At 70.4% G+C, this 23,681-nt stretch carries 27 protein-coding genes; 11 read left to right on the forward strand and 16 right to left on the reverse strand.

Annotation, left to right across the window (positions count from 1 at the left end; genetic code table 11):
* Window positions 1–23 precede the first annotated feature (23 nt).
* The 3 genes from ACP4E5_RS21780 (at window position 24) to ACP4E5_RS21790 (ending at window position 1,855) form a co-directional block, all read left to right on the forward strand.
* On the forward strand, window positions 24–1,286 hold the full coding sequence (locus tag ACP4E5_RS21780) for an MDR family MFS transporter (protein ID WP_425831186.1): 1,263 nt from the start codon (window positions 24–26) through the stop codon (window positions 1,284–1,286).
* 30 nt (window positions 1,287–1,316) lie between these two features.
* Window positions 1,317–1,595 (forward strand): hypothetical protein, encoded by a 279-nt coding sequence (locus ACP4E5_RS21785; RefSeq protein ID WP_425831188.1) that lies wholly within the window; start codon window positions 1,317–1,319, stop codon window positions 1,593–1,595.
* A 68-nt stretch (window positions 1,596–1,663) separates the two neighbouring features.
* On the forward strand, window positions 1,664–1,855 hold the full coding sequence (locus tag ACP4E5_RS21790) for a hypothetical protein (protein ID WP_425841541.1): 192 nt from the start codon (window positions 1,664–1,666) through the stop codon (window positions 1,853–1,855).
* Between the two features lie 13 nt (window positions 1,856–1,868).
* On the opposite strand, the gene ACP4E5_RS21795 is transcribed toward ACP4E5_RS21790, so the two are convergent.
* A complete protein-coding gene (locus tag ACP4E5_RS21795) occupies window positions 1,869–2,369 on the reverse strand; it encodes a type III secretion system chaperone family protein (RefSeq protein ID WP_403718621.1) in 501 nt (166 codons plus the stop codon).
* Window positions 2,362–3,705, reverse strand: coding sequence for a D-inositol-3-phosphate glycosyltransferase (mshA, locus tag ACP4E5_RS21800; protein WP_425831190.1), 1,344 nt, complete (start codon window positions 3,703–3,705; stop codon window positions 2,362–2,364). The genes ACP4E5_RS21795 and mshA overlap by 8 nt, the downstream gene beginning before the upstream one ends.
* Window positions 3,706–3,874: 169 nt before the next feature.
* Here mshA and ACP4E5_RS21805 point away from each other — a divergent pair, with 169 nt between their 5' ends.
* The 3 genes from ACP4E5_RS21805 to ACP4E5_RS21815 all read left to right on the forward strand — a co-directional run bounded on the left by ACP4E5_RS21805 (window position 3,875) and on the right by ACP4E5_RS21815 (window position 7,598).
* A complete protein-coding gene (locus tag ACP4E5_RS21805; protein WP_425831192.1) occupies window positions 3,875–4,684 on the forward strand; it encodes a class I SAM-dependent methyltransferase in 810 nt (269 codons plus the stop codon).
* A 171-nt stretch (window positions 4,685–4,855) separates the two neighbouring features.
* Window positions 4,856–5,917, forward strand: coding sequence for a C40 family peptidase (locus tag ACP4E5_RS21810; RefSeq protein WP_425831194.1), 1,062 nt, complete (start codon window positions 4,856–4,858; stop codon window positions 5,915–5,917).
* Between the two features lie 289 nt (window positions 5,918–6,206).
* The gene (locus tag ACP4E5_RS21815; RefSeq protein ID WP_425831196.1) at window positions 6,207–7,598 is read left to right on the forward strand and encodes a PP2C family protein-serine/threonine phosphatase; all 1,392 of its coding nucleotides are present in this window, start codon (window positions 6,207–6,209) and stop codon (window positions 7,596–7,598) included.
* Between the two features lie 37 nt (window positions 7,599–7,635).
* Here the strand turns inward: ACP4E5_RS21815 and ACP4E5_RS21820 are convergent, their stop codons facing one another.
* The 3 genes from ACP4E5_RS21820 to ACP4E5_RS21830 all read right to left on the reverse strand — a co-directional run bounded on the left by ACP4E5_RS21820 (window position 7,636) and on the right by ACP4E5_RS21830 (window position 9,118).
* The gene (locus tag ACP4E5_RS21820) at window positions 7,636–7,974 is read right to left on the reverse strand and encodes a DUF2516 family protein (protein ID WP_425841543.1); all 339 of its coding nucleotides are present in this window, start codon (window positions 7,972–7,974) and stop codon (window positions 7,636–7,638) included.
* Window positions 7,975–8,082: 108 nt separating this feature from the next.
* Window positions 8,083–8,703: a hypothetical protein gene (locus ACP4E5_RS21825; protein ID WP_425831198.1), complete on the reverse strand. Its 621-nt coding sequence runs from the start codon at window positions 8,701–8,703 to the stop codon at window positions 8,083–8,085.
* A 22-nt stretch (window positions 8,704–8,725) separates the two neighbouring features.
* Window positions 8,726–9,118, reverse strand: coding sequence for a helix-turn-helix domain-containing protein (locus tag ACP4E5_RS21830; RefSeq protein ID WP_425831200.1), 393 nt, complete (start codon window positions 9,116–9,118; stop codon window positions 8,726–8,728).
* 268 nt (window positions 9,119–9,386) lie between these two features.
* Here ACP4E5_RS21830 and ACP4E5_RS21835 point away from each other — a divergent pair, with 268 nt between their 5' ends.
* Complete coding sequence (locus ACP4E5_RS21835; protein WP_425831202.1) at window positions 9,387–9,806, forward strand: DUF4260 family protein; 420 nt, start codon at window positions 9,387–9,389, stop codon at window positions 9,804–9,806.
* Here the strand turns inward: ACP4E5_RS21835 and ACP4E5_RS21840 are convergent.
* A complete protein-coding gene (locus ACP4E5_RS21840) occupies window positions 9,770–11,254 on the reverse strand; it encodes an MFS transporter (RefSeq protein ID WP_425841546.1) in 1,485 nt (494 codons plus the stop codon). The genes ACP4E5_RS21835 and ACP4E5_RS21840 overlap by 37 nt on opposite strands.
* Before the next feature lie 127 nt (window positions 11,255–11,381).
* Between ACP4E5_RS21840 and ACP4E5_RS21845 the strand changes: the two genes are divergently transcribed.
* Entirely contained in the window at window positions 11,382–11,873 is a 492-nt protein-coding gene (locus ACP4E5_RS21845; RefSeq protein ID WP_425831204.1) for a MarR family winged helix-turn-helix transcriptional regulator, read from the forward strand.
* Window positions 11,874–11,944: 71 nt separating this feature from the next.
* Here ACP4E5_RS21845 and ACP4E5_RS21850 read toward each other — a convergent pair whose 3' ends face one another.
* The 4 genes from ACP4E5_RS21850 to ACP4E5_RS21865 form a co-directional block, all read right to left on the reverse strand.
* Window positions 11,945–12,571, reverse strand: a complete 627-nt coding sequence (locus tag ACP4E5_RS21850; RefSeq protein WP_425831206.1) for a TetR/AcrR family transcriptional regulator — start codon at window positions 12,569–12,571, stop codon at window positions 11,945–11,947.
* A gap of 24 nt (window positions 12,572–12,595) precedes the next feature.
* Window positions 12,596–13,489, reverse strand: a complete 894-nt coding sequence (locus ACP4E5_RS21855; RefSeq protein WP_425831208.1) for a hypothetical protein — start codon at window positions 13,487–13,489, stop codon at window positions 12,596–12,598.
* Between the two features lie 39 nt (window positions 13,490–13,528).
* Window positions 13,529–15,670, reverse strand: coding sequence for an aminoglycoside phosphotransferase family protein (locus ACP4E5_RS21860; protein ID WP_425831210.1), 2,142 nt, complete (start codon window positions 15,668–15,670; stop codon window positions 13,529–13,531).
* A gap of 149 nt (window positions 15,671–15,819) precedes the next feature.
* Window positions 15,820–16,701, reverse strand: coding sequence for a winged helix-turn-helix domain-containing protein (locus tag ACP4E5_RS21865; RefSeq protein WP_425831212.1), 882 nt, complete (start codon window positions 16,699–16,701; stop codon window positions 15,820–15,822).
* Window positions 16,702–16,861: 160 nt separating this feature from the next.
* Here ACP4E5_RS21865 and ACP4E5_RS21870 point away from each other — a divergent pair, with 160 nt between their 5' ends.
* On the forward strand, window positions 16,862–17,053 hold the full coding sequence (locus ACP4E5_RS21870) for a hypothetical protein (protein ID WP_425831214.1): 192 nt from the start codon (window positions 16,862–16,864) through the stop codon (window positions 17,051–17,053).
* Here ACP4E5_RS21870 and ACP4E5_RS21875 read toward each other — a convergent pair.
* From ACP4E5_RS21875 to ACP4E5_RS21885, 3 genes are all read right to left on the reverse strand, one after another.
* On the reverse strand, window positions 17,044–17,931 hold the full coding sequence (locus tag ACP4E5_RS21875; RefSeq protein ID WP_425831216.1) for a winged helix-turn-helix domain-containing protein: 888 nt from the start codon (window positions 17,929–17,931) through the stop codon (window positions 17,044–17,046). The two genes, ACP4E5_RS21870 and ACP4E5_RS21875, sit on opposite strands and share 10 nt — an antisense overlap.
* A 97-nt stretch (window positions 17,932–18,028) precedes the next feature.
* The gene (locus ACP4E5_RS21880) at window positions 18,029–18,865 is read right to left on the reverse strand and encodes an HAD family hydrolase (RefSeq protein ID WP_425831218.1); all 837 of its coding nucleotides are present in this window, start codon (window positions 18,863–18,865) and stop codon (window positions 18,029–18,031) included.
* Complete coding sequence (locus tag ACP4E5_RS21885; protein WP_425831220.1) at window positions 18,814–19,701, reverse strand: GntR family transcriptional regulator; 888 nt, start codon at window positions 19,699–19,701, stop codon at window positions 18,814–18,816. The genes ACP4E5_RS21880 and ACP4E5_RS21885 overlap by 52 nt, the downstream gene beginning before the upstream one ends.
* A gap of 214 nt (window positions 19,702–19,915) precedes the next feature.
* Between ACP4E5_RS21885 and ACP4E5_RS21890 the strand changes: the two genes are divergently transcribed.
* Window positions 19,916–20,107, forward strand: a complete 192-nt coding sequence (locus tag ACP4E5_RS21890) for a hypothetical protein (RefSeq protein WP_425831222.1) — start codon at window positions 19,916–19,918, stop codon at window positions 20,105–20,107.
* 38 nt (window positions 20,108–20,145) lie between these two features.
* On the opposite strand, the gene ACP4E5_RS21895 is transcribed toward ACP4E5_RS21890, so the two are convergent.
* Window positions 20,146–21,102: a winged helix-turn-helix domain-containing protein gene (locus ACP4E5_RS21895; RefSeq protein ID WP_425831224.1), complete on the reverse strand. Its 957-nt coding sequence runs from the start codon at window positions 21,100–21,102 to the stop codon at window positions 20,146–20,148.
* Between the two features lie 165 nt (window positions 21,103–21,267).
* Between ACP4E5_RS21895 and ACP4E5_RS21900 the strand changes: the two genes are divergently transcribed.
* Complete coding sequence (locus ACP4E5_RS21900; RefSeq protein ID WP_356375748.1) at window positions 21,268–21,453, forward strand: hypothetical protein; 186 nt, start codon at window positions 21,268–21,270, stop codon at window positions 21,451–21,453.
* 69 nt (window positions 21,454–21,522) lie between these two features.
* Here ACP4E5_RS21900 and ACP4E5_RS21905 read toward each other — a convergent pair whose 3' ends face one another.
* Both ACP4E5_RS21905 and ACP4E5_RS21910 read right to left on the reverse strand, forming a co-directional pair.
* On the reverse strand, window positions 21,523–22,815 hold the full coding sequence (locus ACP4E5_RS21905; RefSeq protein WP_425831227.1) for a GNAT family N-acetyltransferase: 1,293 nt from the start codon (window positions 22,813–22,815) through the stop codon (window positions 21,523–21,525).
* A 107-nt stretch (window positions 22,816–22,922) separates the two neighbouring features.
* Window positions 22,923–23,486, reverse strand: coding sequence for an RsiG family protein (locus tag ACP4E5_RS21910; RefSeq protein WP_425841549.1), 564 nt, complete (start codon window positions 23,484–23,486; stop codon window positions 22,923–22,925).
* Between the last annotated feature and the right edge of the window lie 195 nt (window positions 23,487–23,681).

Here is a 23,681-nt window from a genome sequence, read left to right on the forward strand (position 1 = left end):
CACCGGCCTCGGGGGATGCACCCATGTCAGTCGCCTCGCTCAGACGTGCCGCCACGGACTCCGTCTCCGGGCTGCCGCGCGAATTCTGGTGGCTGTGGACCAGCACCCTCGTCAACCGGCTCGGAAACTTCGTTCTCACCTTTCTCGCGCTGTACCTGACCGCCTCGCGTGGGTTCTCGGCCGCGTACGCCGGCCTCGTCGCGTCGCTGATCGGCCTCGGCGGGGTCATCGCGTCCGTGCTCGGCGGGGTGCTCGCCGACCGGCTCGGGCGGCGGCCCACGCTGCTCGGCGCGCAGCTCGCCACCTCCGCGACGGTCGCCGCGCTCGCCTTCGTCCGCGACCCGGCCGCCATCGCCGTCACCGGCTTCGCGCTCGGGCTCGCCTCCAATGCCTCGCGGCCCGCGATCCAGGCGATGATGGCCGACATCGTGCGCCCCGAGGACCGGGTCCGCGCCTTCTCCCTCAACTACTGGGCGATCAACCTGGGGTTCGCGGTCTCGTCCGTGTACGCGGGCTTCCTCGTCGCGCAGAGCTACACGCTGGGCTTTCTCGTCGAGGCGGCCATGACGCTCGCCTGCGCCTGCGTCGTCTTCGTGAAGGTGAAGGAGTCGCGGCCGACGAGCACGATCGTGCCCGGCGCGCCGTCGAGCCCGGTGGTCACCATGGGGACCGTGCTGCGCGACGGCCGCTTCATGCTGATGGTGGGGCTTTCGTTCCTGGTCGCCGTGGTGTTCACGCAGAGTTCGGTCGGCCTGCCGATCGTCATGGGTGAGAACGGGCTGAGCAGTTCGGACGTCGGGCTCGTCGCCGCCGTGAACGGCATCGTGATCGTCGCGTTGCAGATCCCGCTGACCCGGTTCATCGAACGCCGGGACCCGGGCCGCCTGTTGACGGTCTCGTCGCTGCTCATCGGGTACGGCTTCGCCCTCACAGCCATCGCCGGATCGCTCGCCGCGTACGCGCTCACGGTCGTGGTGTGGACCCTCGGCGAGATGATCAACGCGCCTACGCAGTCGGGGCTCGTGGCCCGGCTCTCCCCCGCCGAAGGGCGCGGCCGCTACCAGGGCGTCTACACCATGTCGTGGTCGGCGGCGGCCCTCGTCGCCCCGCTCGCGGGCGGCTGGGTGATCGATTCGGCGGGCGCAGGATGGCTGTGGGCGGGGTGCGCGATCCTCGGTACGGTCACCGCTTTCGGCTACTGGTTCCTGATGCGCGGCCTGTCGGACACGCAGCCCGCGAAGCCGGTCGCCGCGGCGCTCGTGGAGGCGGAGAACAGCCCCGCTTGACCGGGCAGTTCGGCGGGTACGTGACCGTACATGGCCGAACCCTCCAGGACCTCCTCCAGAACTGACGAACCACCCAGAACGCTGGTGGGCGGCGTCGAGGTCGACGTCCCCAACAGCATTCCGGCGATCCGCGCCGCGCTGGACGCGAAGCGCCGCGTCGAGTTCGACAAGGCGATCAACGCGGCGGGGGTCGGCGAGATCCACGCCGTCATGCGGCACTGGATGCTGGAGGCGGTCCCGGACCCGGAGGCCGACGCGATCCTCGCCAGGCTCGCCCGCGACGAGGCGGAGAGGCGGGGCCCGGCTTGAGCCGCAGACGCAGGCGCGGCGCCTGCCGCGTCGCCTACGCACCGCCCGCGGACGACACCCTCGCCAAGATGGCGAACCCGGACGCCTTCCGCGCCGAAATGGCCCGCACCCTCTCCCACGACCCCTACGGCCACGGTTCCACCACGGTCTCCGGAGAGCGTGACCGCCGCGAGGCGACGGTCGGCGGGGCGATAGTCCTCTACTACGTCTCCGGGTCGGTGCTGACCGTGACCGTCGTCCGGATGGTCGCCCTCAACTAGCCCGGAGGAAGCGCTACTTCGCCGGGCGCTGGGTCAGATGCGTGAACGCGTCGAGGTTGCGCGTCGACTCGCCGCGCGCCACCCGCCACTCGTACTCCTTGCGGATCGCGCTCGCGAAACCGAGTTCGAGGAGCGTGTTGAAGGAGCCGTCCGCCGCCTCGAGGACCGAGCCGAGGAGGCGGTCCAGCTCGTCGGGGGTGACGGCGGCGAGCGGGAGCTTCCCGGTGAGGTAGATGTCGCCGAGCTGGTCGACCGCGTAACTCACGCCGTACAGACGCAGATTGCGCTCCAGGAGCCAGCGGTGCACCCCGGCCTCGTTCTCGTCCGGGTGGCGGATCACGAAGGCGTTGAGCGAGAGGCTGTGCCGGCCCACGCGCAGGGACAGCGTGGTCGAGAGCTTGCGGGTGCCGGGAAGCTTCACGACGTACGAGCCCGGCTCCGGGCTCTCCCACTCCAGCTCGGCGTCCTTCAGCGTCGACTCGATGACGTCGTGTGCCTGTCGCTGGTCAGCCATGGTGCGAGGGTACTTGACGGCGCCGCGCCTGCACGGCCGCCGTGTAGACGTCCGCCGTGGCGGAGGCCGCCGTGTCCCAGCCGAAGGAGAGGGCGTGGCGTGCGGCCGCGTCGCCCATGGTGTCCACAAGGTGGGGATGGTCGGCGAACTCACGGAGCACGCGCGCGTAGCGGGCGGGTTCGTGGCCGTCGACCAGGAAGCCGGTCTTTTCGTCGCGTACGGCTACGGGGAGGCCGCCCACGGACGCGGCGATCACCGGCGTTCCGGCGGCCTGGGCCTCTATGGCGACGAGTCCGAAGGATTCGTTGTAGGACGGCATGACGAGGACGGAGGCCGCGCGGAACCAGTCCGCGAGCGCGTCCTGGCCGACCGGCGGCTGGAAGCGGACCACGTCGGCGATGCCGAGCCGCGCGGCGAGCTTCTGGAGCGCGGCGGGCTTGGCGAGGCCGCTGCCACTGGGGCCGCCGACCACCGGGACGACGATGCGGGAGCGGAGTTCCGGGCGCTCGTCGAGCAGTACCGCGACGGCCTTCAGGAGGATGTCCGGCGCCTTGAGCGGCTGGATGCGGCCCGCGAAGAGCGGGACGAGCGCGTCCTGCGGCAGGCCGAGGCGGGCGCGGGCGGCGGCCCTGCCGTCGGCGGGGCGGAAGCGGTCCAGGTTCACGCCGGGGTGCACCACGGCGACGCTCCCGGGGTCCGCCTCGTAGTGGCGGACCAGCTCGTCGGCCTCCTCCGCCGTGTTCGCGATGAGGCGGTCGGCGGCGCGCACGATCTGGGTCTCGCCGATGACGCGGGCGGCCGGCTCGGGGGTGTCGCCCTCGGCCAGCGACGCGTTCTTGACCTTGGCCATGGTGTGCATGGCGTGCACGAGGGGCGCGCCCCAGCGCTCGGCGGCCAGCCAGCCGACCTGGCCGGACAGCCAGTAGTGCGAGTGGACGAGGTCGTAATAGCCGGGGCGGTGGCCCGCCCACGCCTGCATGACGCCGTGCGTGAAGGCACAGAGCTGGGCGGGCAGGTCCTCCTTGGCGAGCCCTTCGTAGGGGCCCGCGTCCACGTGCCGTACGAGGACGCCCGGCGCCAGCTCGACCTCCGGCGGCAGGCCGCCGGAGGTGGCGCGGGTGAAGATCTCGACCTCTATGTTGATCGCCGCGAGCCGTTTGGCGAGCTCGACGATGTAGACGTTCATGCCGCCCGCGTCGCCCGTCCCGGGCTGGTGGAGGGGCGAGGTGTGCACGCTGAGCATCGCGACGCGGCGGGGGCGGCGATGCGCACCGGGGAACCGCAGCAGGGCCGGAGCAGCCCCGGAGCGGCGGAACCTGGTCACGTACTGGCTCACGTGGCGGGCCCTCCTTGGTGGGCGTACTGCGGGCACGACGACCGGAGGGCACAGGCCCTCTTCCAAGGGGGCAACGCCGGAGTCGGCCGCTCCATTTCCACTTTGCCGAATCATTACCGTACGGGTCTCAACCAAAGCCCCCCATTGCGCAACGCATACCCTTGGGGGCATGAGCCCGCGCCCCTCCTCCCGCCCCGTGGGAACCGTGACGCGAGGCACCACCAACCCCAATCGGCTGCGCCGCATGGACCGCTGGATCGCGGCCGTGCACGGCGCCGCGCTGCGCCGCGCCGACGACCCGGTGGCGGTCGACCTCGGCTACGGGGCGGCGCCCTGGACCGCGGTGGAACTGCTGGCCCGGCTGCGCGGCACGGCGCCGCACGCGCGCGTGGTGGGCATCGAGATCGAACCGGCGCGGGTCGCCGCCGCGAAGCCGTACGAGCGGGAGGGGCTCACCTTTCGGCACGGCGGCTTCGAGGTGCCGCTCAGCACTCCCCCGCTCCTGATCCGCGCCGCGAACGTGCTGCGCCAGTACGACGAGGAGCAGGTCGCCGCGGTGTGGGAACGGCTGTGCGCGCGGCTCGCGCCGGACGGCCTCCTCGTGGAGGGCACCTGCGACGAGATCGGGCGCCGGCACGTGTGGGTGGCGCTCGGCCCCGAGGGCCCGCGCACCGTGACCTTCGCGACCCAGCTCGGCTCCCTGGTCACCCCGTCCGACCTGGCCGAGCGCCTCCCGAAGGCGCTGATCCACCGCAACGTCCCCGGCGAGCCGGTGCACGCCTTCCTGCGCGATTTCGACCGGGCGTGGGCGTCGGCCGCGCCCTACGCCTCGTACGGTGCGCGGCAGCGGTGGATCCGGACGGTGCGGGAGCTGTCGGCGGACTGGCCGGTGGTGGACAGGGCGGGGCGCTGGCGGCAGGGCGAAGTGACTGTGGCGTGGGGGGCGTTGGCGCCGCGGCGGGTTTCGGCGGGCTGCTGAGACGCGACGGACCCGGGGGAACGATCTCGACGCCTCGTTCGTCGAACGGTGCGGGGCAGTTGTTACACCGCGTCGGGGTCTGTCGGATTCGAGGCGCGCATGGCACCATCCCCGGAGCGCTCGACTTACTGACGGTCCATCAGGTTTGACTCGGCTGTGGGGGCGGAGCAGATGAGCAAGCGGAGTACGACGACGGTGGCGGCCCTGGCGTTCGTGTGCGCCATGACCGTCCTGACGCCTACGGGGCTGGCGTACGCGGAGCCGTCCCCCTCCCCAACACCGTCAAGTTCCCCCAAGGTCAAGGACCTTGAGGCGGTTCGCAAGAAGATCGACAAGCTGTACCACCAGGCCGCGGTCGCCACCGACGCGTACAACGCGGCGGAGGAGAAGGCCGCCGACCAGTCGGACCAGATCGTGAAGCTGGCCCGGAAGATCGCCGCGGGCCAGGAGAAGCTCGACGGCCTCAAGAAGCAGGCGGGCGCGGCGGCCCGCGAGCAGTACCGCACCGGCGGGATCTCCCAGGAGGCCCAGTTCATGCTCGCCGGCGACCCGAGCCGCTTCCTCGACGACGCGGGCCGCGCCTACCAGGGACAGCAGGCCACGCGGAACCTGATCTCCCGCCTCGGCAAGACGCAGGACGACCTGGAGTCGTACGCGAACGCCGCCTCCGCCAAGTGGAAGGCACTGGACGAGGGGCGCAAGAAGAAGGCCGCCGCGAAGCAGCGGATCGAGAAGCAGATCAAGGCCGCGAAGAAGATCGAGGACAAGCTCGCCAAGAAGGAGCGCGAGGAGCTGCGCCAGCTCGAGGAGGCGGCCGAGCAGAAGGCGCAGACGAAGTGGCTCTCCTCCGGCGTCCTGAAGGAGATCCGCGGCCAGGCGTCGGCCGCCGGCGAGAAGGCCGTGGGCTACGCCTCCGACCAGTTGGGCAAGCCGTACGTGTGGGGCGCCGAGGGACCGAAGTCGTTCGACTGCTCGGGTCTGACCTCGCAGGCGTGGGCAGCGGCCGGGAAGCCGATCCCGCGCACGTCGCAGGAGCAGTGGAAGCAGCTGAAGCACATCGACATCAAGGACATGCGCCCCGGCGACCTGATCATTTACCACGACGACGCCAGCCATGTCGGGATGTACATAGGCAAGGGCGCGATCATCCACGCACCCCGTCCGGGGCGGAATGTGACGGTCGCGGGCGCGGGTTCCATGGCGATGCTCGGGGTGGTCAGGCCGGACGCCTGAGGGGCGGATGGCGGGATGCCGGACATGGGTGCGGATGGGTGACGTGTCCCACGTGACCCACGGCACTCGGGCCGCTGCGGTTCCGGCGCCCCGGCGTGACGTTCGTCATCTTCGGCCCGTCCGACCGGGGACGGAACCCACCCAATTCCGGTACGGGGGGCGGCATATGACTCCGGCCCCTTGCCGCTCACCATTCCGTTCGGACGGCGGCTACCGCTAAGGTCCCCGTCGGTGGGACGAGGACCTTCGCCCCGCCGTGCCCTCGGGGGGAGGGAAGGAAACCGAAGCGATGCCCGTACCCGTACCGCGGCAGAGAGCGATCCCGGCCGTGGAAAGTGGTCAGGCTCAGGACGCGCACACCACGACCGACACGTACGACCCGCAGGACGAGCGGCGGACCACCGCCGACCGCCCCGACACCGACGCCGCACAGCGCGCCGAGCGCGGCCAGGAGACACGGACCGACGAAGCCGCTCACGAGCCGGCCCCCGCCGACCGTGACGCCACCGGTCTGACGATCCTGGTCATAGAGGACGACCCGGCGGGCTCCCTCAGCATCCCCGAGGTGCCCGACGCCGCGGGCAAGCCGATCCGCGTGCGCACCGCGCGCAACCTCACGGAGGCCGAGCGGCTGCTCACCGACGACGTCAGCTGCATCCTGCTGGACCTCGCGCTGCCCGGCGCGAGGGCGGACAGGGCGGAGCCGGAGCACCACGACGAGCTGCGCACGCTGCGGCACCTGCTGCGCCTGGCCCCGCGCCGGGCCGTGCTCGCCCTGACCACGTCGGGCGACGCCGAGCGCGGCGCGGAGGCGGTCCGCGTCGGCGCGCAGGACTACCTGTTCCGCGACGAGCTGGATTCACGCCTGCTCGGCCGGGCGATCCGTTACGCGGTGGAGCGCAAGCGCGCCGACATCGCGCAGCAGGGGCTCACCGAGTCCCGGATCCGCGCGCAGGAGAACGCCCGCCTGGAGCGCGGCCTGCTGCCGACGCCGCTGCTCGACGGTTCGACGCTGCGCTTCGCCGCCCGCTACCGTCCGGGCCGCTCCCGCGCACTGCTCGGCGGCGACTTCTACGACACGGTGCGCACGCCCGACGGCACGGTCCACGCGATGATCGGCGACGTCTGCGGGCACGGCCCCGACGAGGCGGCGCTCGGCGTCGAACTGCGCATCGCCTGGCGGGCATTGACGTTCGCGGGACTGTGCGGGGACGAGTTGCTGTCCACGCTCCAGCAGGTCCTGGAGCACGAGCGTCCCGACGAGGAGATCTTCGCGACGCTGTGCACGGTCGACATCTCGCCGGACGGCCGGCGCGCGGGCCTGTGCCTGGCGGGCCACCCGGCACCGCTGATAACGACCCCCGGACGCCCCGCGACCCTGCTCCCGTACGAGAACAACGGCCCGGCCCTCGGGCTGCTGCCGAAGGCCCGGTGGCCGCGCATGCAGGTCGAGTTGGGGCCCTCGTGGAGTCTGATGCTCTACACGGACGGCCTGATCGAGGGCCGGATCGGCCAGGGCAGGCAGCGGCTCGGCCAGGAGGGGATGGTCGAGATGATCCGCCGTCAGCGGGCGCAGGGCCTGACCGGTGAGGGGTTGCTCGAGGCCGCGATGAACGAGGTGCGCGATCTCAACGGGGGCGATCTGACGGACGACGTGGCGGTCCTGCTGCTCGACCGCTGAGCCGACGCGAACCGGGGCCCGGCGCGCAACCGGTGCTTCAGCGGCCGCCGTTGTACGGACCGTACGGGCCGTCGCTGCTGGAGCCGCGGCCCTTGCGGCCCCCGCCGCCACCGCTGATCTGCCGGACGGCGGGCCGCACATCCACCATGTACACGATGGTCGCGATGAGCCCGATGATCGGCAGGAACGACAGGATGCCGAAGATCCAGTTCACGATGAACGCGAGCCCGAGGATGATCAGCCAGAACGGCTTGGTCTTCTTGTCGGCCGCGCGGTAGGCGTCCTCGCGCCGGATCGCGGCGTCGACGAGCGCGAAGCCGCTGAAGACGATCAACGCCAGGTTCAGCAGCGACATCACATTGGCGAAACCCTGCATCAGCACAACGCCACCACCAGAATCGACGTACGGGACCTTCCGACCACGGCCACGGTACCGCCCGACGGGCCGGACACTCCACAAGCGCCCGGCCCGTCGACGTAGGGCCTACTTGGCGGGCGGCGTGGAGCCGGAGCCGGTCTTCTTGGCCGCGGGGGCCGTCTTCTTCGCGGGGGTCGTCTTCTTGGCCGCGGTCTTCTTGGCGGCGGCCGTCTTGTCCGCGTCGGCGGCCGGCGTCTCCTTGGCCTCCGGCTTCGAGGCGGTGGCCGGCTCGGGGTCGGGCTCGACGGCCTCGGCGAGCTCGCTGATCTCCTCGGCGGCCTCGCCGCGCCAGGCCTTGACGGCCTCCTCGCCGTGCTCGGCGACCTTCTCGTACGTCTCGCGCGCCTTGACGGCGGCCTCGGCCGCGTAGCCGACGCCGCGCAGTGCGAACTCCTGGGCGCTCTCGCCGAACTTCTTCAGGTCGGTGTCGAGGCCCGCGACCAGCTCGTTCACCTTCGCCGTGAGGGTGGCCTGCGCCTCCTTGGCGCGGCTGGTCGCCTTCTCCTGCACGTCCTTCGGGTCGGTCTGCCGCACGGAGTCGAAGCGGGCGGGCGCCTCGCTCCGCAGCTGCTCGACGATCCCCGGCACCTTCTTGGCCTGCTGGTACGCCAGCTCGGCGGTGCCGGCGGCGAAGTAGAGCGGGGTCGGGTCGGTGAGGGTCTTGCGCAGGTCGTCCTTGATGGCCATGGCGTGGTCCTCCCGGATCACATCAACTGCTGCTTGAGGGCTCGGCATCGCCGTCCGTATCGCTGCTGGTCCCGTTCTCGTGCCTGAAGGCGTCGTAGATCTGCAACAGCACCTGCTTCTGACGCTCACCCAGCGAGGGGTCGGCGAGGATGACGGCGCGCGTCTCCACCTCGGTCCGCTCCCGCTCGGCGTCGAGAATGCCGGCGTGCACGTACAACGTCTCCGCCGAGATCCGCAGCGCCTTCGCGACCTGCTGCAGAACCTCCGCGCTCGGCTTGCGCAGCCCGCGCTCGATCTGACTCAGGTACGGGTTGGACACTCCGGCGGCGTCGGCCAGCTGACGGAGCGACAACTGCGCGTTGCGACGCTGCTCGCGCAGGTATTCGCCGAGACTTCCGACGTTGAGCGATGCCATACGTCGATGGTGCCGCATCCGCGCTAACTTTTGCAAGCACCTGCTTGCAAAAGTGTTCCACACCACGAACCACGGACGGGGCGCCCGCCATTGCGCGCCATTGCACACCAATTACGCTACGACGGTTGCGTAAATGGTGGACCCCGCCTACTCTGAATAACGAAACAGTCGTATCGAAATGGGCGGTGCGACGGGCCTCGGCCACCCACGCCCCGTTGACCGAGCGGGGCGAGGTGGAGATCGCCGTCTCCTCGCAAGGAGTGAGCGCATGACATCTCCAACGCACCATAAGGCGACCCGGAGTTCGGCCTCGGGACCGGTCCGTGGGGCCTGGGCCCTGCTCGCCGTGTTGCTGCTGGCCTGGACCGTGCTCGAGATGGTCAACCATGGCGGGGCGACGATTCCGCTGGGCATCGTGGGCTTCATCGCTCCCGACCTGACGCTGTTCGTCGGGCCGGCGGGGCCGCACGAACCCGGGCAACTCCCACGCGGCAAGGTGGCCGCTTACAACCTCGTCCACCGGCCGATCGTCCCGGTTCTGGGGCTCGTCGTCGTCCCCTTGCTCCCGGGCGACGGACCAGGTGCCAACGTGGGGCTGTTCACCTTCATACTCGGCTGGCTGCTGCACATAGCTTCCGACCGGGCTCTCGGCTACGGGCTGCGCACGCCCGACGGCTGGCGGCGCTGAGCGGTGGGCGCCGCGCCGTCGGTCTCCCGGGCGGGCGCGGCGGTGCGCCGCAGCAGGAGCCATGCGACCAGGAAGGCGACCCCGATCATTCCGGCCCCGACGGCGAACGCGAGCCGGTATCCGCCGGTGAGCGCGGCGGCCCGCGCGCTCCCGCTCGCCATGAGGGAGTCGGCACGCGCGGCGGACAGGGTGGACAGGACGGCGACGCCGAGCGCCATGCCGATCTGCTGAGTGGTGTTGAACAGGCCGGAGGCCAACCCCGCGTCCTCCTCGCTTGCCGCGGACATCCCCAGTCCGGCGAGCATCGGCAGCACGAGGCCGCCACCGGACACCAACAGCATCACGGGCAGCAGATCGGGGACGTACTCCCCCTGTACGGGCACCCGGGCGAGATAGCCGAGGGCCGCGGCGAGCAGGACCAGACCGGCGAGCAGCACCCGCCGCTCCCCGAACCGCCCGGCCAGCCGGGCCGAGACGCCGAGCGAGACCGCGCCGATCATGACGGCGGCGGGCAGCATCGCGAGGCCGGTCTCCAGGGCCCCGTACCCGAGCACCTGCTGCATATAGAGCGCGGCGAGCACCTGGAAGGCGAACATGGCGGCGAGGGTGAGGATCTGGGTGAGGTTGGCGCCGACGACGGCGCGCGAGCGCAGGATGCGCAGCGGCATGAGCGGCGTCCGGGCGCGCGCCTGCCGAACGACGAACCCGGCGACGAGCACGAGCCCCGCCACGACCATCCCGGCCGCCCGCCACGAACCCGCCCCGTACGCCTCGATGTTGACGACACCGTAGATCCCGAGCATCAGCCCCGCCGTGATCAGCAGCGCCCCCCACGCGTCGGCACCGGCGCGCAGTCCGATGCCGCGGTCGCCCGGCAGTGCGGTCACCGCGAGGGCGAGCACGGCGGCGCCGATCGGCAGGTTGATGTAGAAGATCCAGTGCCAGTCGAGCGCGTCGGTGAGTACGCCGCCCAGGACCTGCCCGATCGAGGCGCCCGCCGCCCCGGTGAAGCTGAACACACCTATGGCGCGCGCCCGTTCACCCGGATCGGCGAAGAGCGTCACGAGGATCCCGAGCCCGACGGCGGCGGCCATCGCGCTGCCGACCCCTTGCAGGAAGCGCGCGGCGAGCAGTGCGGCCGGGCTGGTGGCGAGCCCGGCGAACAGGGACGCGGCGGTGAAGACCGCGGTCCCCGCGAAGAACATCCGCTTGCGGCCGAGCAGATCACCGAGCCGCCCTGCGAGCAGCAGCAGGCTCCCGAAGGCGATGAGGTAGGCGTTGACGACCCAACTCAGGCCGATCGGGCTGAACTTGAGGTCTTCCTGGATGGCCGGCATCGCCACGGTGACGATCGATCCATCGAGAATGATCATGAGAGTGCCGGCGGCGATCACGCCGAGGGCGAGCCAGCGGGAGCGGGCGGCTCCCCCGACGGGCGGTGCGGGCATGGCAGACATGGCGTTGCCCTTCGGTCGGTCCACCACCCCTGCCGGGCGGCGTCGATATAAAGACCGTAGCAGATAGTTTCGTTGCAGACGATATTCTTCGGAACGAATGATCGACTAACCTGGCCTCATGACCGCCATGACGCCCGCCCCCACCCGGACCAGGCCCGACCTCTCGTACCTCCTGGACCACACGAGTCACGTGCTGCGCAGCCAGATGGCCGCCGCGCTCGCCGAGATCGGGCTGACGGCGCGGATGCACTGCGTGCTGGTGCACGCGCTGGAGGAAGAGCGCACGCAGAATCAGCTCGCGGAGATCGGCGACATGGACAAGACGACGATGGTCGTGACGGTCGACGCCCTGGAGAAGGCGGGGCTCGCGGAGCGGCGCCCCTCCAGCACGGACCGGCGGGCGCGGGTCATCGCCGTCACGGAGGAGGGCGCGCGGACGGCCGCGCGCAGCCAGGAGATCGTGGACCGGGTCCACGAGGAGGCCCTGGCGTCGTTCCCCCGGGGCGACCGGGAGACGTTCCTGCGTCTACTGACCCAGCTCGCCGAGGGCCACTTGAGCACTCCCGCGCCGAGTCCGGCGGGTGCGAGGCGGGCGCGACAGAAGGGGTAGCGGGGGCACGGGAGTTGCGGGTCCGGAGGCTGCCGCACCGTGCGGCCGACGCCGGCCGCACGTCGGGCCGCTCACCCGTACCAGCGCCCGATGCCCTCCCCCAGCTGCTGGAACCCCAGCTCGGCGGTGCGCACGGCCTCCGCCTCCAGTTCGTCGGCGGACTCGCCGGCCACGATCCGCCGTACGTTCTCCCCGGCGAGGATCCGCTGCGCGGCCACGATCTGCCCCGCGGCGATCCGGGCCCGCACCTCGGGCCCCCCGAGCGCCTGGGCGAGCGCCCGCTCCGACCGCTCCTGATACCCGTACAGCCGCGCGACCAACTGCGGCGTCCCGTACAGCAGTCGCTGATACGCGAGCACCGCCGGGTGATCGCACAACCCGGTCACCGGGTCCCGCCGCCGCAGCCCCTCCATGAAGTTCCGCCGCAGCGCGCCGAGCGGCGCTTCCCCCTCGCCCCGCCCCGTGACGACCCGCGCGGCCTCGTCCTCGTGGTCCGCGAACTGGTGCAGCACCAGGTCCTCCTTCGCGGCGAAGTACCGGAACAAGGTCGGCTTGGACACCTCCGCCGCGGCGGCGACCTCGGCCACGGACACGTTGTCGTACCCCTTCTCCATGAAGAGCCGGACGGCGGTCTCGGAGAGGGTCTGCCGGGTGCGCTGCTTCTTGAGTTCGCGGAGGCCGGGGGTGCGGTCGGTCATGGGGAGGAGGGTACGTCCCCCGGCTCAGGCGGCCGCCGCGCGCCGCCACCGCGGAGCCTGCGCGGCCAGGGTCCACAGGTCGTCGAAGTGCTTGACCCACTGGCCGACGGCCGGCTCGTCCTCCGGCCGGCGCTCGGCGGCCAGCACCGTGAGATCGGTGTCGTAGCCCTTGGGGTCGTAGTACTCGGGCCCCTCGATCGACATCTTGGAAGAGACGTCGTAGAGGCCGTGCAGGACGCGCTTGCGGTTGAAGATGCAGAGCTTGTGCAGCGGCGGGCCGGCGATCACCCGGTACTCACAGTTCACGTCGACATGCCCCCGTCGGGTCAGGCCGGCCGCGAGGCGGGTGAGTATCTGGTCGTACTCCTGGCACTTGAGCTCGATGCGACGACGGAACTCCGGCGCGTCCTCGGCCGCCCCGTCCGCTCCGACCTTGGACGGTACGTTCATGGGCTGGGAGAAGTCCGGAACGATCATGCGGATGGTGACCTGTCGGGTCGGCCCCGGCGCGTCCTGCAGCCGTTCGAGCCGGTGGTACAGCTCGTTGTAGAGCGTCTCCCCCGTGTAGCCGAAGAAGCTGATCTCCACGCGGCGGGACTCGAAGGCGTCGGCCACGAAGTTGCCCAGGTTCCGGGAGTTCGCCTCCAGGCGGGCGGGGAGGCGGGCGGCGGCGGTGAGTTCCTTGAGCGCGTCGTACAGGATGAAGGCGACGAAGCTGAGCAGCGCGCCGACGAGATACGCCTTGCCCTCCAGGGCGTTCCCGAGTGGAGTGACGAACTGGGCGGTCAACCCCGTGACGAAGACGACGAGCAACAGGACGCGTACGACCGTGGGTTCGACGCGCTGCTGGAAAGCGCGCAGCGCGCGCCCTATTCCGCCCCTGCCGCCGCCCGTACCGCTGCTTCCACCACGTGACATGCGCAGCCCTCCCCCGACGCCGCCCTCTTCATGTCATGGTCATGCGTGCGGCAGAGCCAGGGCAAGGTACGGGTTGGCCGCGCGCGCCGATCCCGCGGGCATTTTCAGCCAGGCCAGGGCCTTGCGGAGCGTCGTCGTGTACGAGCCCACGGCCCGTCGCACGTTCGGGGCGTCCAGGCCGGAGCCGGTGACCAGGCGATCCAGGTCGACATAGGCGGATCGGACCACTTCGAGGCCCGCATACACGGCGATGTCGCGTTCCCAGCCTCGGATGTACTCCTCCTCCGGCATCTGCAGCGACCAGCGGGCGTACATCCGGGCCCGGACCTCCCTGGTGGTCGGCGTCAGGTGGATGTGCCGCACCAGGTCGTACAGCGGGTCACCCATCATCGCCATCTCCCAGTCGATGAGCGTGAGGCCGATCCTGTCCTCGCGCCGGACCAGGTTCCAGGGGTTCAGGTCGCCGTGCAGGAGCCCGTAGGTCCGCCACTCCACGCGGTGACGCAGCAGCCGCTTCTCCAACTCGTCCTCATCCGGCAGCCCGAGCCGCCCCGCCAGGTCCTTCGCCGGGGGAGCCAAGTCGCCGACCATGCGGCAGAGTTGCTTGCACAACCAGGGATAGAAGCTGAGCCCTTCCATGTCCTGAGCGGGCACGCGGAGTTGCGCGAGACAGCACAGCTGGTCGACCAGGTCGACCACTTCGCCCGGCAGCAGCCCGTGCTCCGGATGCTGGGGACCGCCGCGGTCGCGGGGATGACCCGCGTACGACTGGATCGTGAACTGGTCCTTCAAATCGCTCGACCCGAGCGCCAGCACCCGGGGAACGCTGACGGCCGCGCCCGATTCCTCGATCGCCCGGAGCACATCGTGCTCGTCGAGGACCCTGGGCTCGATGGGCTGATGCGTGCCGACCTTTCGGCGCACCATGACCCGGCCGAATCCCCGGACGTCGACGAACGTTCCCAAATGCGCGGTGCCCTTGAAGACGTGCGATGCCGGAGCCACGCCCTCCGCCCACAGGGCCTCTTCGACGTCCTCCGCTCCGAAGTCGGCGGGCAGGGGCAGCCGCGCGTCCTGCTGCCAGTGGATGAACCTGGAGAAGACCTTGCCGCGATGGCGTCCGTCTCTGGCCACCCGCCACCGGTAGAGCAGTGGTTCGATCGCGGACGGTTCCAGCACGTTGCGCAGCCTCAGGGGGTTCTGGGCCACGGACAGGGCCCGGTGGACCTCGGCCGCCGCCTGCTCCAGATCGCTCTGGCTGAAGCTCTCACCGAGGGAGCCGACCGCCCGAATCACATCGGGGTACACGGACTGTGCGTGCTCGAAGTCGATGTAGTGCTGGAGGTCGGAGTCGAGGCCCTCTGCCGCCAACGGCCGGCCGGAGGACGACATCGCCTTGCGCCACTGCTCGATCACGTCCGCCTGCTGCTCGGACGGGTACTGCATGCGCACCAGGTGCACGGCGAGGTCGTGGAGCGGATCCCCGTATGTGGCGAGCTCCCAGTCCACCAAGAGCAGCAGCGGATCGCCGTCGTGCGTGACGATGACGTTCCCTCGGTGCAGGTCCCCGTGAAGGAGCTGAAAGGGGCGAGGAGTCAGTTTCGGCGCGCACAGCTGATACAGCGGCAGCGCGTTCTCCGGCACTCCAAGTGCCACGAACAGTCCACCGAATTCAGGCCAGTTGGGCAGGCGGATCTGATCTTCGGCCTGGGTGATCAGCATGCGCAGGAATCCCCTGCTGTCGCCGTCCCTCGGCCAGTGCTCGGGGCGCGGCGGAAGGGAGTCCTCAGGCACCCCCGCCATCCCCGCGAGCAGTTCCGCGAAGGCCTGGATCAGCAGCGGGTCCACGGGTTTGCCGTTCCGGCAGATACTGGCGAGCGGCGTGCCCTCCAGATAGCTGTGGATGCCCACGTGCTCGAACTGCGCCAGGCACTGCGGTACGGGCCTTTCGTGCCCGCGCAGCGCCTCCAGGACCTCACGCTCGTCGCGCCAGGTCCTGATCACGACAGGCACCGCGTCCTTCCTGCGCTGCCGGACCATGACCTGGGAGTCCTTCGGCCGGCCGAGGGCCCTGGCCTCCTCGGCGGTCAAGCGCACTACATGGTTGAGGTTGTGGTGACCGCTGAGCTGCTCACCACTGCGCTGCGCGCGCCCCACTACCCGGCGCCAGACTGCGCCCACACGCCGCTCCTGAATACTCATGCAACGGGCCGTAACAGGGCCACACAGTAGACCTCGTGCGGAGCCCTCACGACCGGAGTGGCACAGTGAGCGGTCTCAGGGACGTAAAGAAACACTCACACGGGTACGGCGTTCGACCGACGATCGACTCAGCGCACCGCCAGGTGCTCCCACACCGAGTCGAACCATGCCTGCCAGCTCTTCATGAAGACCGAGCCCCGGGAGCCCTCATTGGCGTCCTTGACGTAGTGCGTGAGCTGAGCTCCGAGGCCGAGCACGTCCAGAGCGCGGACCGTGACCTCGTCGTCGAGCACGATCGGGCGCTCGATGACCTCGTACGGGCCGTGCAGCGCCTGCTCGCCCCCGACCAGGTACAGCTTCGAGGCCGGCGTGAGCATCACGTGCCGGATCTCGATGCTCGCCGACTCCACGAGCTCCTCCGCCTCCAGCTGCCGCAGTTCCACCTGCATCGACGAGCTGTGTCGGCGTGTGATCTCCAGCAACCGGTCCTTCAGCTGCGCAGTGAGCCGACCGTCCGGATCGTCGAGGGCCCGCGGATACGGCAGGTCGAGTGACTCGTCGGGCAGCAGCATGCGGATGGCGATGCGCCGCGGTCGCACCTCTCCGATCCTCATCCGCTCGATCTGACCTTTCACCTGCATGTCGAGGGACTCCGAGGTGAGGGTGAACACGTCGAGCACCACCTCGGGCCCGGCGAACGCCTCGTCGAAGAATCCGCGCAGCGTCACGCGTCCGTCCTTCGCCGCCTGCGCGGTGTAGGACTGTGCCTCCTGTGCCCGTACGACACGGGTCCCGCTGCCCTGTTTCGATTCGATCCAGCCTTCTTCGCGCAGCTGGCCGAGGGCGCGCTGCACCGTGTCCCGTGAGACCTCGAAGTCCGCGGCCAGTGCCCGCTGGGACGGCAGCGGTGACCCCAGCGAGTACATGCCTCCGGCCATCCGCGAGCGGAGCTCCTCCACCACACGGAAGACCTCCCTGCCGCCGCTCGCCCCGCTCTGGCTGTTCGTCACACGGGGAACGTACCTCTGCCAGCCCAACGGCACACCAGATTCAGTCAACTTCCCTACCTTTGAGGGACGTTGCTTAACGATCTGTCCACCCGGGGAAGACCAATTCAAGTCCAGCAGTCCAATTGGCCTGGCTGGTCCGACAGTTGAAGGGTGGGGACCCATGAATCCGCTGCCGCAGTTGCTGGCGCCCGTACTCCTCTACGGTCTTGAGCAGTTCATCCAGTCCAAGTATGGGGTCCTCGGCCTTGTGGGCCTCACCGCCCTCACGCTGCTTCTGCCGGCCGAGCGGCGGCCGATGGCCTGGGTGTGGTTCGTGATCGTGGTGGCGTTCCTGGGCCTCACTCAAGCCTGACGACGCCGCGCCACGTGCTCCCATAGGCCGTCGAACATCGCCTGTTCTCCGTCCACGAAGGCGGCCTGGTCCGGGCCGTTCGGGCGCTCGAAGGCCAGCATTTCGGTCTCGAAGCCCGCCACGTCCACGAGTTCCACCGTGTCCGCCGCTTCGTAGTCGTCGATCTCCCGCTCGAACCGCCCCGGAACGTAGTGCCCGACCAGCGCCTCTCGCCGGTTCAGGAGATACACCTTCCGGGTCGGTACGCCGGAGACGAAGCGGTACTCGAACGTGGCGTCGACGCCGCTGTCCCGCAGCCCCTTGAATGCGTCTGCGAGCACCATGCGCTGCGAGTCCCATTGGATCCGGCTGCGGCGCCTGACCGCCTCGTCGAGCTTTTCGTCGGCCCCCCAGCCGGCGGTCGGCGCGGGGTAGTCGATGTTCTCGCCCAGCCTCGGCACCACCATCCGCACCCGTACGGACTCCGGCCGCAGCACCCCTTCGTACACCTTGCGCAACGGCTCTCCCAGGGCCGTCACCAGCGTCTCCCCTGTCAGGCTCACCACGTCCACGTAGACGTGCGGCGCCTCGAAGGCCGCCACCAGGCGGGGCCCCAGGATACTTCTGGCTGTTTGTGCGCCCGGCGGGGAGTGGTGTTCGAGGCGGGACACCGTGGGCGGGCTGCCCCTGCCCGAGTTCGTCAACAGGCCGTCCGCACGCAGCAGTTGCAGCGCGTTGCGGATCGTGCCCCGCTCCACGCCGAACTCCTGGGAAAGCGCGGCCTGCGTCGGCAGGCGCTGGCCGGAGATGAGGTCCCCGTTGACGATCCGCTTCCGCAGGGCATCGGCGATCTCCTCGGCGGCGGGTCTGGGGGCGCTCCCGACACTCTCGTTCACCACGACGATCTCCCCTCACCCCCCACCAAGTCCGTACAACTCTACGGCAGTTGGCTGCCAACTCCACCCGGCTTGCAGCAGAGGGCGAGGGAACCGCAGGTCAGCGGCGGCCCCGCAGAATGTCGATGATCGGCTCCAGGGAGCCGGTCACCTGCCGGGCGCCCGCCTCACGCAACACCTGCTCCTTGCGGGCATGACGCGCGTAACCCAGGAACGCGACGCCCGCCTTCCGTGCCGCCACCAGGTCCGTCGCGGCGTCGCCGATCATCAGCGTCGTGCCGGGCGACGCGCCCATCGCCGACATGGCCCGGGTGAGGCAGTACGGGTCCGGCTTGAGGCGGGCGAGGTCCTGGGTGCGGCCGTAGATGTGCGGCTCGAAGCAACCGGACAGGCCGCGGCTCGCGATGTAGCGGCGGGCCGCCTCGGCCGAGTTGTTGGTGGTGATGGCGAGGCGCACGCCGACCGCCGTCCAGGTGCGGATCAGCGGATCCGCGTGTTCGGTGGGCCAGGCCGTGCCGACGGCGCGCAGTTCCTGCTCGGTGAGCCGGCTCTCCATCTCGAGGACCAGATCGCTGTCCGGCCGCGCCCGGCCGAGTCGGCGCAGGGCGCCGTGCGGGTCCGTGTCGGCTCGCTCGTCGTCCGTCAGCACCTCGCCAAGACCCTGCGCATCCAGCCACTCCACCTGCTGCCGGGCGATCCCCGCCGCCGGGCGGCCCGCGAACAGCCGGCAGATCGGTCCGTCGAAGTCGAAGAGGACATGACGGGCGCCGGTGATCAGCTCGGCCAGGGTGCCCGACTCGCGGGCGTCGCACGGCTCGGTCGTTTCCCGACTTGATTCGGTCTCTTCTGCCACCGGAACAGTCTGCTTCGTCGTCTCTGAAGTCACTAGGAGAGTGTCAGGTCGGAGGTGATGGTTTCCCAGAGGGCGTCGAACCACTTCTGCGACTCCTCCACGAAGGTCCGGTCCCGGTGGCCCGCCCGCTCCTCGAAGGAGAAGAGCAGGGCCTGCGTGCCGGTGGCCGAGAACATCTCCAGCTTGGTGTCGTTGTCGATCTCCTCCTCGCGGCGCGTGACCATGTAGTAGGAGAGCAGGGCCTCGGACTGGTTGAGCAGATAGAGCTTGACCGGCGGGGTGAAGGGGAGGGCGCGGAAGGTCACCCGCACGTCGATGTTGTGCGAGGAGCGCAGGGAGCGCAGGTTGTGGCGGAGCACCTGCCCCTGCGCGTTGCGCGTGGCGAGCCAGCGGTTGTGCACGGCGACCCCCTCGTCGTGGTCGACGCCGTCGCTGTCGCCCGGGACCGGCACCGGGAAGGCGAGGTCGATGTCGCGGCTGGGCAGCAGGATGCGTACGTCGAGGGACTCGGGGCGTATGCGGCCCTCGTGGACGTGGCGCAGCGGCTCCCCGAGGGCCAGCATCAGGGTCTCGGACGTCAGGCAGACGGCGTCGATACGCACGTGAGGGGCGTGGAAGGCCTCCACGAGGCGGGGGGCGAGCGCGACCATCGAGGGCTGCGGCTCGTCGCGCGCGGCGGAGCCCGGGGCGATGCGCGGCGGGCTGCCCTTGCTGCGCTTGCTCAGCAGGCCGTCCGTCTCCAGCAGTTGCAGCGCCTGACGGACCGTGCCGCGCTCGACGCCGAACTCCTCGGCGAGCGTGGCCTGCGTGGGCAGTTGGTCGCCCGGCTTCAGGCTGCCCGCCCTGATGCGCTCACGGAGTTGGTCGGCGATCTCCTGGGCCGTGAGCCTTCTCCTGCCGTTCAGTGTCGCGTCTGCCATGTCCGCCACGCTCTGCTCCCCTGGATACCGACCAAACGCCACAACTCACCCTGATTTGGCGCGAGTTGTCGTCCTCCTGTTTATATACCACGACCAAGTGGGGACAACTCCAGTGCAGTTGGTCGCCAACTTGGAAGAAGGTGGCCAATGGTGGCAGCGAAGGAGACCAAGTAAGACCCATCGGCGAACGCACTCCGAAGCAGGAGGAACCACCATGTCCGTTCTGAGCCTCCTCTCCGCGGTGGTCGTGATCACCTTCGAGCAGCTCGCACAGTGGCACTACGGACCGGCCGGCCTCGCGGGCCTGCTCCTGCTCGCCATCGGCGCCAAGGCCAGGAGCGCCACCTGCAGTTCACTGGGAGGCGTGCTGCTCGCGCTCACGATGGCCGGGCCGGCGCTGCACTGACCGGACCCGCCGCCGCGTCCCACCATCGCGTCCCGCCGTCACGTACTGAAGGTCAGGTCCTGGCTGATCGTGTTCCACAGGCCGTTGAACCACAGGTGGGACTGCTCCACGAACGTCGTGTCGCGCAGCCCCGCCCCGTGTTCGAACGCGAAGAGCATCTGCCGCAAGCCCTGCGCGTCGTAGACGTCCACCCGCTCGTGGTCGATCTGCTCGCCGCGTCTGGCCAGCGTGTAGTACGCGAACAGCGCCTCGTTGCTGTTGAGCAGGTAGAGCTTGACCGGCGGCGTGAACGGCAGCGCGCGGAACTCCACCGTGACGTCCATGTCGTGCGTGGCCCGCAGAGCCAGCAGATTGTGGCGCAGCACCTGCCCCTGCGCGTTGCGCTGCGCCAGCCAGTCGCGGCGCAGCCTGCCGCCCACCGCCGCCTCCGCCCGCGAGGCCTCCACGGCCCGCGACCCGGGCTCCGCGACCGGCGGCGCGGCCGTGGGGAACGCGAGGGCGATGTCCCGGCTCGGCAGCAGCACCCGCACCCGCACTCTGGCCGGTTTCGTACGGCCCTCGTGGATGAGGCGCAGCGGTTCGCTCATCGCGAGTGTCAGCGAGACCGCCGTCAGGCACAGGGCGTCGATCTCCACGTCGCCCCGCGCGAAGGCCTCGGCGATGCGCGGAGCGAGCGTCACCATGGTCGACTGCGGTGGCGCCTCGGGCCCGAACAGCACGGGCCTCGGGTGCTGGGCGACCCTGGCCGGGCTGCCCTTCGATGCGTCCACCAACAGGTTCTCGGACTGCAGAACGCGCAGCGCCTGACGTACGGCGGAGCGCTCCACACCGAATTCGCCCGCCAACTGTGCCTGTGTAGGCATCTGTTGGCCGGGACTCAGGCGGCCGGACGTGATCCGGTCGCGCAGCTCGTCGGCCACTTCGCGGTATGTGCGTCGCTCCCGCTGTGACCTGGGCCGTCCGTTGACGGCGGCATGCTCCCCACTCACAACCAAACCCTACAACTTCCCGCCATCTTTGGGGAGTTGAGGTGAAGGTGGTTATGAGCCGCCCTTCTGCGGAGATAACTACCCTTGAGTTGGTGACCAACTTCCCGGACATGGTCGGGGGACCTGAAGTTGGTCACCACAAGGACCGCAGGTCCTGAAGGAGGTTGGACAATGCCGCTCTTCGCCATCGTCGTCGCCGCACTCGCCATCGGGTTCGAGCAGCTCATCCAGTGGAAGTACGGGCCGATGGGCATCATCGCCTTCATCGTTCTCTCCGTCGGCCTCAAGGCCAAGAACACAGTTATCAGCGGCATCGGGGCCGTCGTCCTCGTGATGCTGCTCGCCCAGAGCGGCTGACCGGGCTCCCTTCCGGAGGGGAGCCGGGAGCCCGGTCGGTCAGTAAGCGTCGGAGCACGTAAGGACGCGTCAGAACACGTCGGGGCACCACGGCCGCCGCGAGGTCCGCAACAGGGCACCGAACTCGGCCGCCGCACCCGCCTCATGCTCCACGAGCCGTCCCAGGGCGGCGAGCCGCACCGCTGACTCGTCGCCCAGCCACAGCGCCCCCAACTCGCGTACATCGACGGTGAGTTGCGGGGAGGCGGTGCCCAGCGAACAGACCGCCCCGCCGGGCGCCGCCGTCAACGTGAACCGCCCGCCCGCGAGTCCCGCGGGATCGAGCACCTCGAACGCGATCTCCCCGCTCGTGTCGTACGAGCGCGCTTCCAGGGCCCGTACGACGTCCAGGATCCGCACCCACAGGAAGTCGGCCTGCGTCACGACGCGGGCGGCGCGCGGGTCGGGCAGCAGGTGCGGCAGCAGGTCGTCCGGGGCACGCAGCCCGGAACGCACCGTGGTGATCCAGTCGACGGAGCAGACATACGTCCACAGGGCGCGCTCGGCGGCCGGCGTGACGGCGATCAACTGCCGTACCCGCGCCGTGTTCAGCGGCTGCTTGGCATCGCCCCAGTGGTCGTCGGCCTGGTAGACGACGAGGCCTTCCACCTCGCCGCGCGCGTTGCGGTACACCGCGTGGAACGGCTCCGTCCACGGTTCCTCCGGGGTCGGCCACAGGCCGGTGCTGGACTGCCACCACAGCTCGTCCCGCGACACCACGCCGGCGACGCGGGCGCGCAGCCGCTCGTGCAGCTCCGGGCCGACCTTGCGCACCTCCTCGGGGTCCGCCAGGTCCACTCGGCCGCCGTCGTCCGGGCCCGACCAACGCGGGTCGAGGCCGGTCCGTGGCACGTCGATCTCCCACACGGTGGCCGTGGCCGCGGGGCCGAAGCCGAACCGCCCGTAGATCGGGTACTCCGCCGCGATCAGCGTCGCCGCGACGTCGCCGCGCTGCTTCGCCTCGGCGAGGTCCGCGGCCATCATGCGGCTGAGCAGCCCGCGGCGGCGGTGCGTGGGGCTGACGGTGACGTTGGTGATCGCGTCCGTGGGGACGGTTGCGCCGCCCGGCACGGTGAGCTCCTGCGCGAAGGAGCGGAACGTGGCGACCTGCCGCGTTCCGCCTCCCCCTGCCGGGGCGAAGGCGGCGCGGGTGCGGGTGAGGTCGAAGTGTGCGCGTCGCTTCGCGACCGTCTGGGGTGAGGCGGTCGGCGGGCGCAGGAAACCGGTGTTGAGGGCGCGGCACCAGTCGGGCAGTTCGTCCTCGGTGACGTCCCGTACGTGTATCGCTTCGCGGTGATCCGGGGGTGTGGCGGGGCTACTCATGGGGTCACGCTAGGCGGCGGACGCATGTGTCGCTCGGGTTTTCCTACGCCGCGGGGCTCTACCCCGGACCCCGCTGGCTCTCGTCCCAATGCGGGGCTTGATATGGCTCAATCACCGGAAGGGCCTGCTGACGGGCCCAGTAGGTCGTCCACCTGGGCCTCGCCGGCTCGGTAGCGGCGAGCGATTTCCGCGCTGCAGTCGTCCGCCGTGCGCTGCAGCTGGTGGCGCCGGCGCGAGACCTGCTGTTCGTAGCGGACGAGGCGGCCCATCGCCGCGAGCAGCTCGTCGTCCGTGCGGGCGACCAGGTCGGAGAGCTCGACCTCGGCGAGCATCTCCTGGGCCAGGCGGCGGGACTCCTCGCTGTGCGGGATGCCGACCGTGACGTGCCGGGCGGAGGAGCGGTGGTTCGCCGGCTGGTCCCGCAGGATCTCGGAGAGGCGGTCCACGACCGGCGACTCGGGGTCCTTCCGCCGGCCCAGCTCGGCCCGCAGGATGTCGATCCGGCCCTGCAGCAGACGTCGTACGTAGCTCAGGTCCGCCTCGTTCTGCTGGGAGTCGCGGCGCAGCGTGCGCAGCTCCGGCAGGCGCAGGGCCGACAGGTCCGGGGCGGGCACGGCGGGCAGCTCCGGGCTGTCGGTCCGCTGGGCCGGCGGGCGGGTCAGCGGGGCCATCCGTTCCCTGTGCGTCAGCGATACGGGCTGCCCGGGCAGCCCCGTACTCGTTGTGTGGCTCATGGCATGGGTATCCATGGTGCTTACCGTCCCCTCGACCGGACCGCGCCGCACGCCACCGACGCACCGCGTGTCAGCATGGTGCCACTCCCAGTGGCCGGTTCGGGCACGAGTGCCCCAGATCCGCCCCGGATG

This window comes from Streptomyces fractus, assembly GCF_049844455.1.
Taxonomy (GTDB): Bacteria; Actinomycetota; Actinomycetes; order Streptomycetales; family Streptomycetaceae; genus Streptomyces; species Streptomyces fractus.

Coding starts and splice junctions, on each gene's coding strand:
- ACP4E5_RS21790 (WP_425841541.1), top strand. CDS start 1,664: ATGGCGAACCCGGACGCCTTCCGCGCCGAAATGGCCCGCACCCTCTCC.
- ACP4E5_RS21885 (WP_425831220.1), bottom strand. CDS start 19,701: ATGGCAGACGCGACACTGAACGGCAGGAGAAGGCTCACGGCCCAGGAG.
- ACP4E5_RS21805 (WP_425831192.1), top strand. CDS start 3,875: ATGAGCCCGCGCCCCTCCTCCCGCCCCGTGGGAACCGTGACGCGAGGC.
- ACP4E5_RS21780 (WP_425831186.1), top strand. CDS start 24: ATGTCAGTCGCCTCGCTCAGACGTGCCGCCACGGACTCCGTCTCCGGG.
- ACP4E5_RS21870 (WP_425831214.1), top strand. CDS start 16,862: ATGAATCCGCTGCCGCAGTTGCTGGCGCCCGTACTCCTCTACGGTCTT.
- ACP4E5_RS21850 (WP_425831206.1), bottom strand. CDS start 12,571: ATGACCGACCGCACCCCCGGCCTCCGCGAACTCAAGAAGCAGCGCACC.
- ACP4E5_RS21815 (WP_425831196.1), top strand. CDS start 6,207: ATGCCCGTACCCGTACCGCGGCAGAGAGCGATCCCGGCCGTGGAAAGT.
- ACP4E5_RS21840 (WP_425841546.1), bottom strand. CDS start 11,254: ATGCCCGCACCGCCCGTCGGGGGAGCCGCCCGCTCCCGCTGGCTCGCC.
- ACP4E5_RS21795 (WP_403718621.1), bottom strand. CDS start 2,369: ATGGCTGACCAGCGACAGGCACACGACGTCATCGAGTCGACGCTGAAG.
- ACP4E5_RS21900 (WP_356375748.1), top strand. CDS start 21,268: ATGCCGCTCTTCGCCATCGTCGTCGCCGCACTCGCCATCGGGTTCGAG.
- ACP4E5_RS21910 (WP_425841549.1), bottom strand. CDS start 23,486: ATGGCCCCGCTGACCCGCCCGCCGGCCCAGCGGACCGACAGCCCGGAG.
- ACP4E5_RS21820 (WP_425841543.1), bottom strand. CDS start 7,974: ATGCAGGGTTTCGCCAATGTGATGTCGCTGCTGAACCTGGCGTTGATC.
- ACP4E5_RS21830 (WP_425831200.1), bottom strand. CDS start 9,118: ATGGCATCGCTCAACGTCGGAAGTCTCGGCGAATACCTGCGCGAGCAG.
- ACP4E5_RS21845 (WP_425831204.1), top strand. CDS start 11,382: ATGACCGCCATGACGCCCGCCCCCACCCGGACCAGGCCCGACCTCTCG.
- ACP4E5_RS21835 (WP_425831202.1), top strand. CDS start 9,387: ATGACATCTCCAACGCACCATAAGGCGACCCGGAGTTCGGCCTCGGGA.
- ACP4E5_RS21810 (WP_425831194.1), top strand. CDS start 4,856: ATGAGCAAGCGGAGTACGACGACGGTGGCGGCCCTGGCGTTCGTGTGC.
- ACP4E5_RS21890 (WP_425831222.1), top strand. CDS start 19,916: ATGTCCGTTCTGAGCCTCCTCTCCGCGGTGGTCGTGATCACCTTCGAG.
- ACP4E5_RS21855 (WP_425831208.1), bottom strand. CDS start 13,489: ATGTCACGTGGTGGAAGCAGCGGTACGGGCGGCGGCAGGGGCGGAATA.
- ACP4E5_RS21905 (WP_425831227.1), bottom strand. CDS start 22,815: ATGAGTAGCCCCGCCACACCCCCGGATCACCGCGAAGCGATACACGTA.
- ACP4E5_RS21825 (WP_425831198.1), bottom strand. CDS start 8,703: ATGGCCATCAAGGACGACCTGCGCAAGACCCTCACCGACCCGACCCCG.
- ACP4E5_RS21785 (WP_425831188.1), top strand. CDS start 1,317: ATGGCCGAACCCTCCAGGACCTCCTCCAGAACTGACGAACCACCCAGA.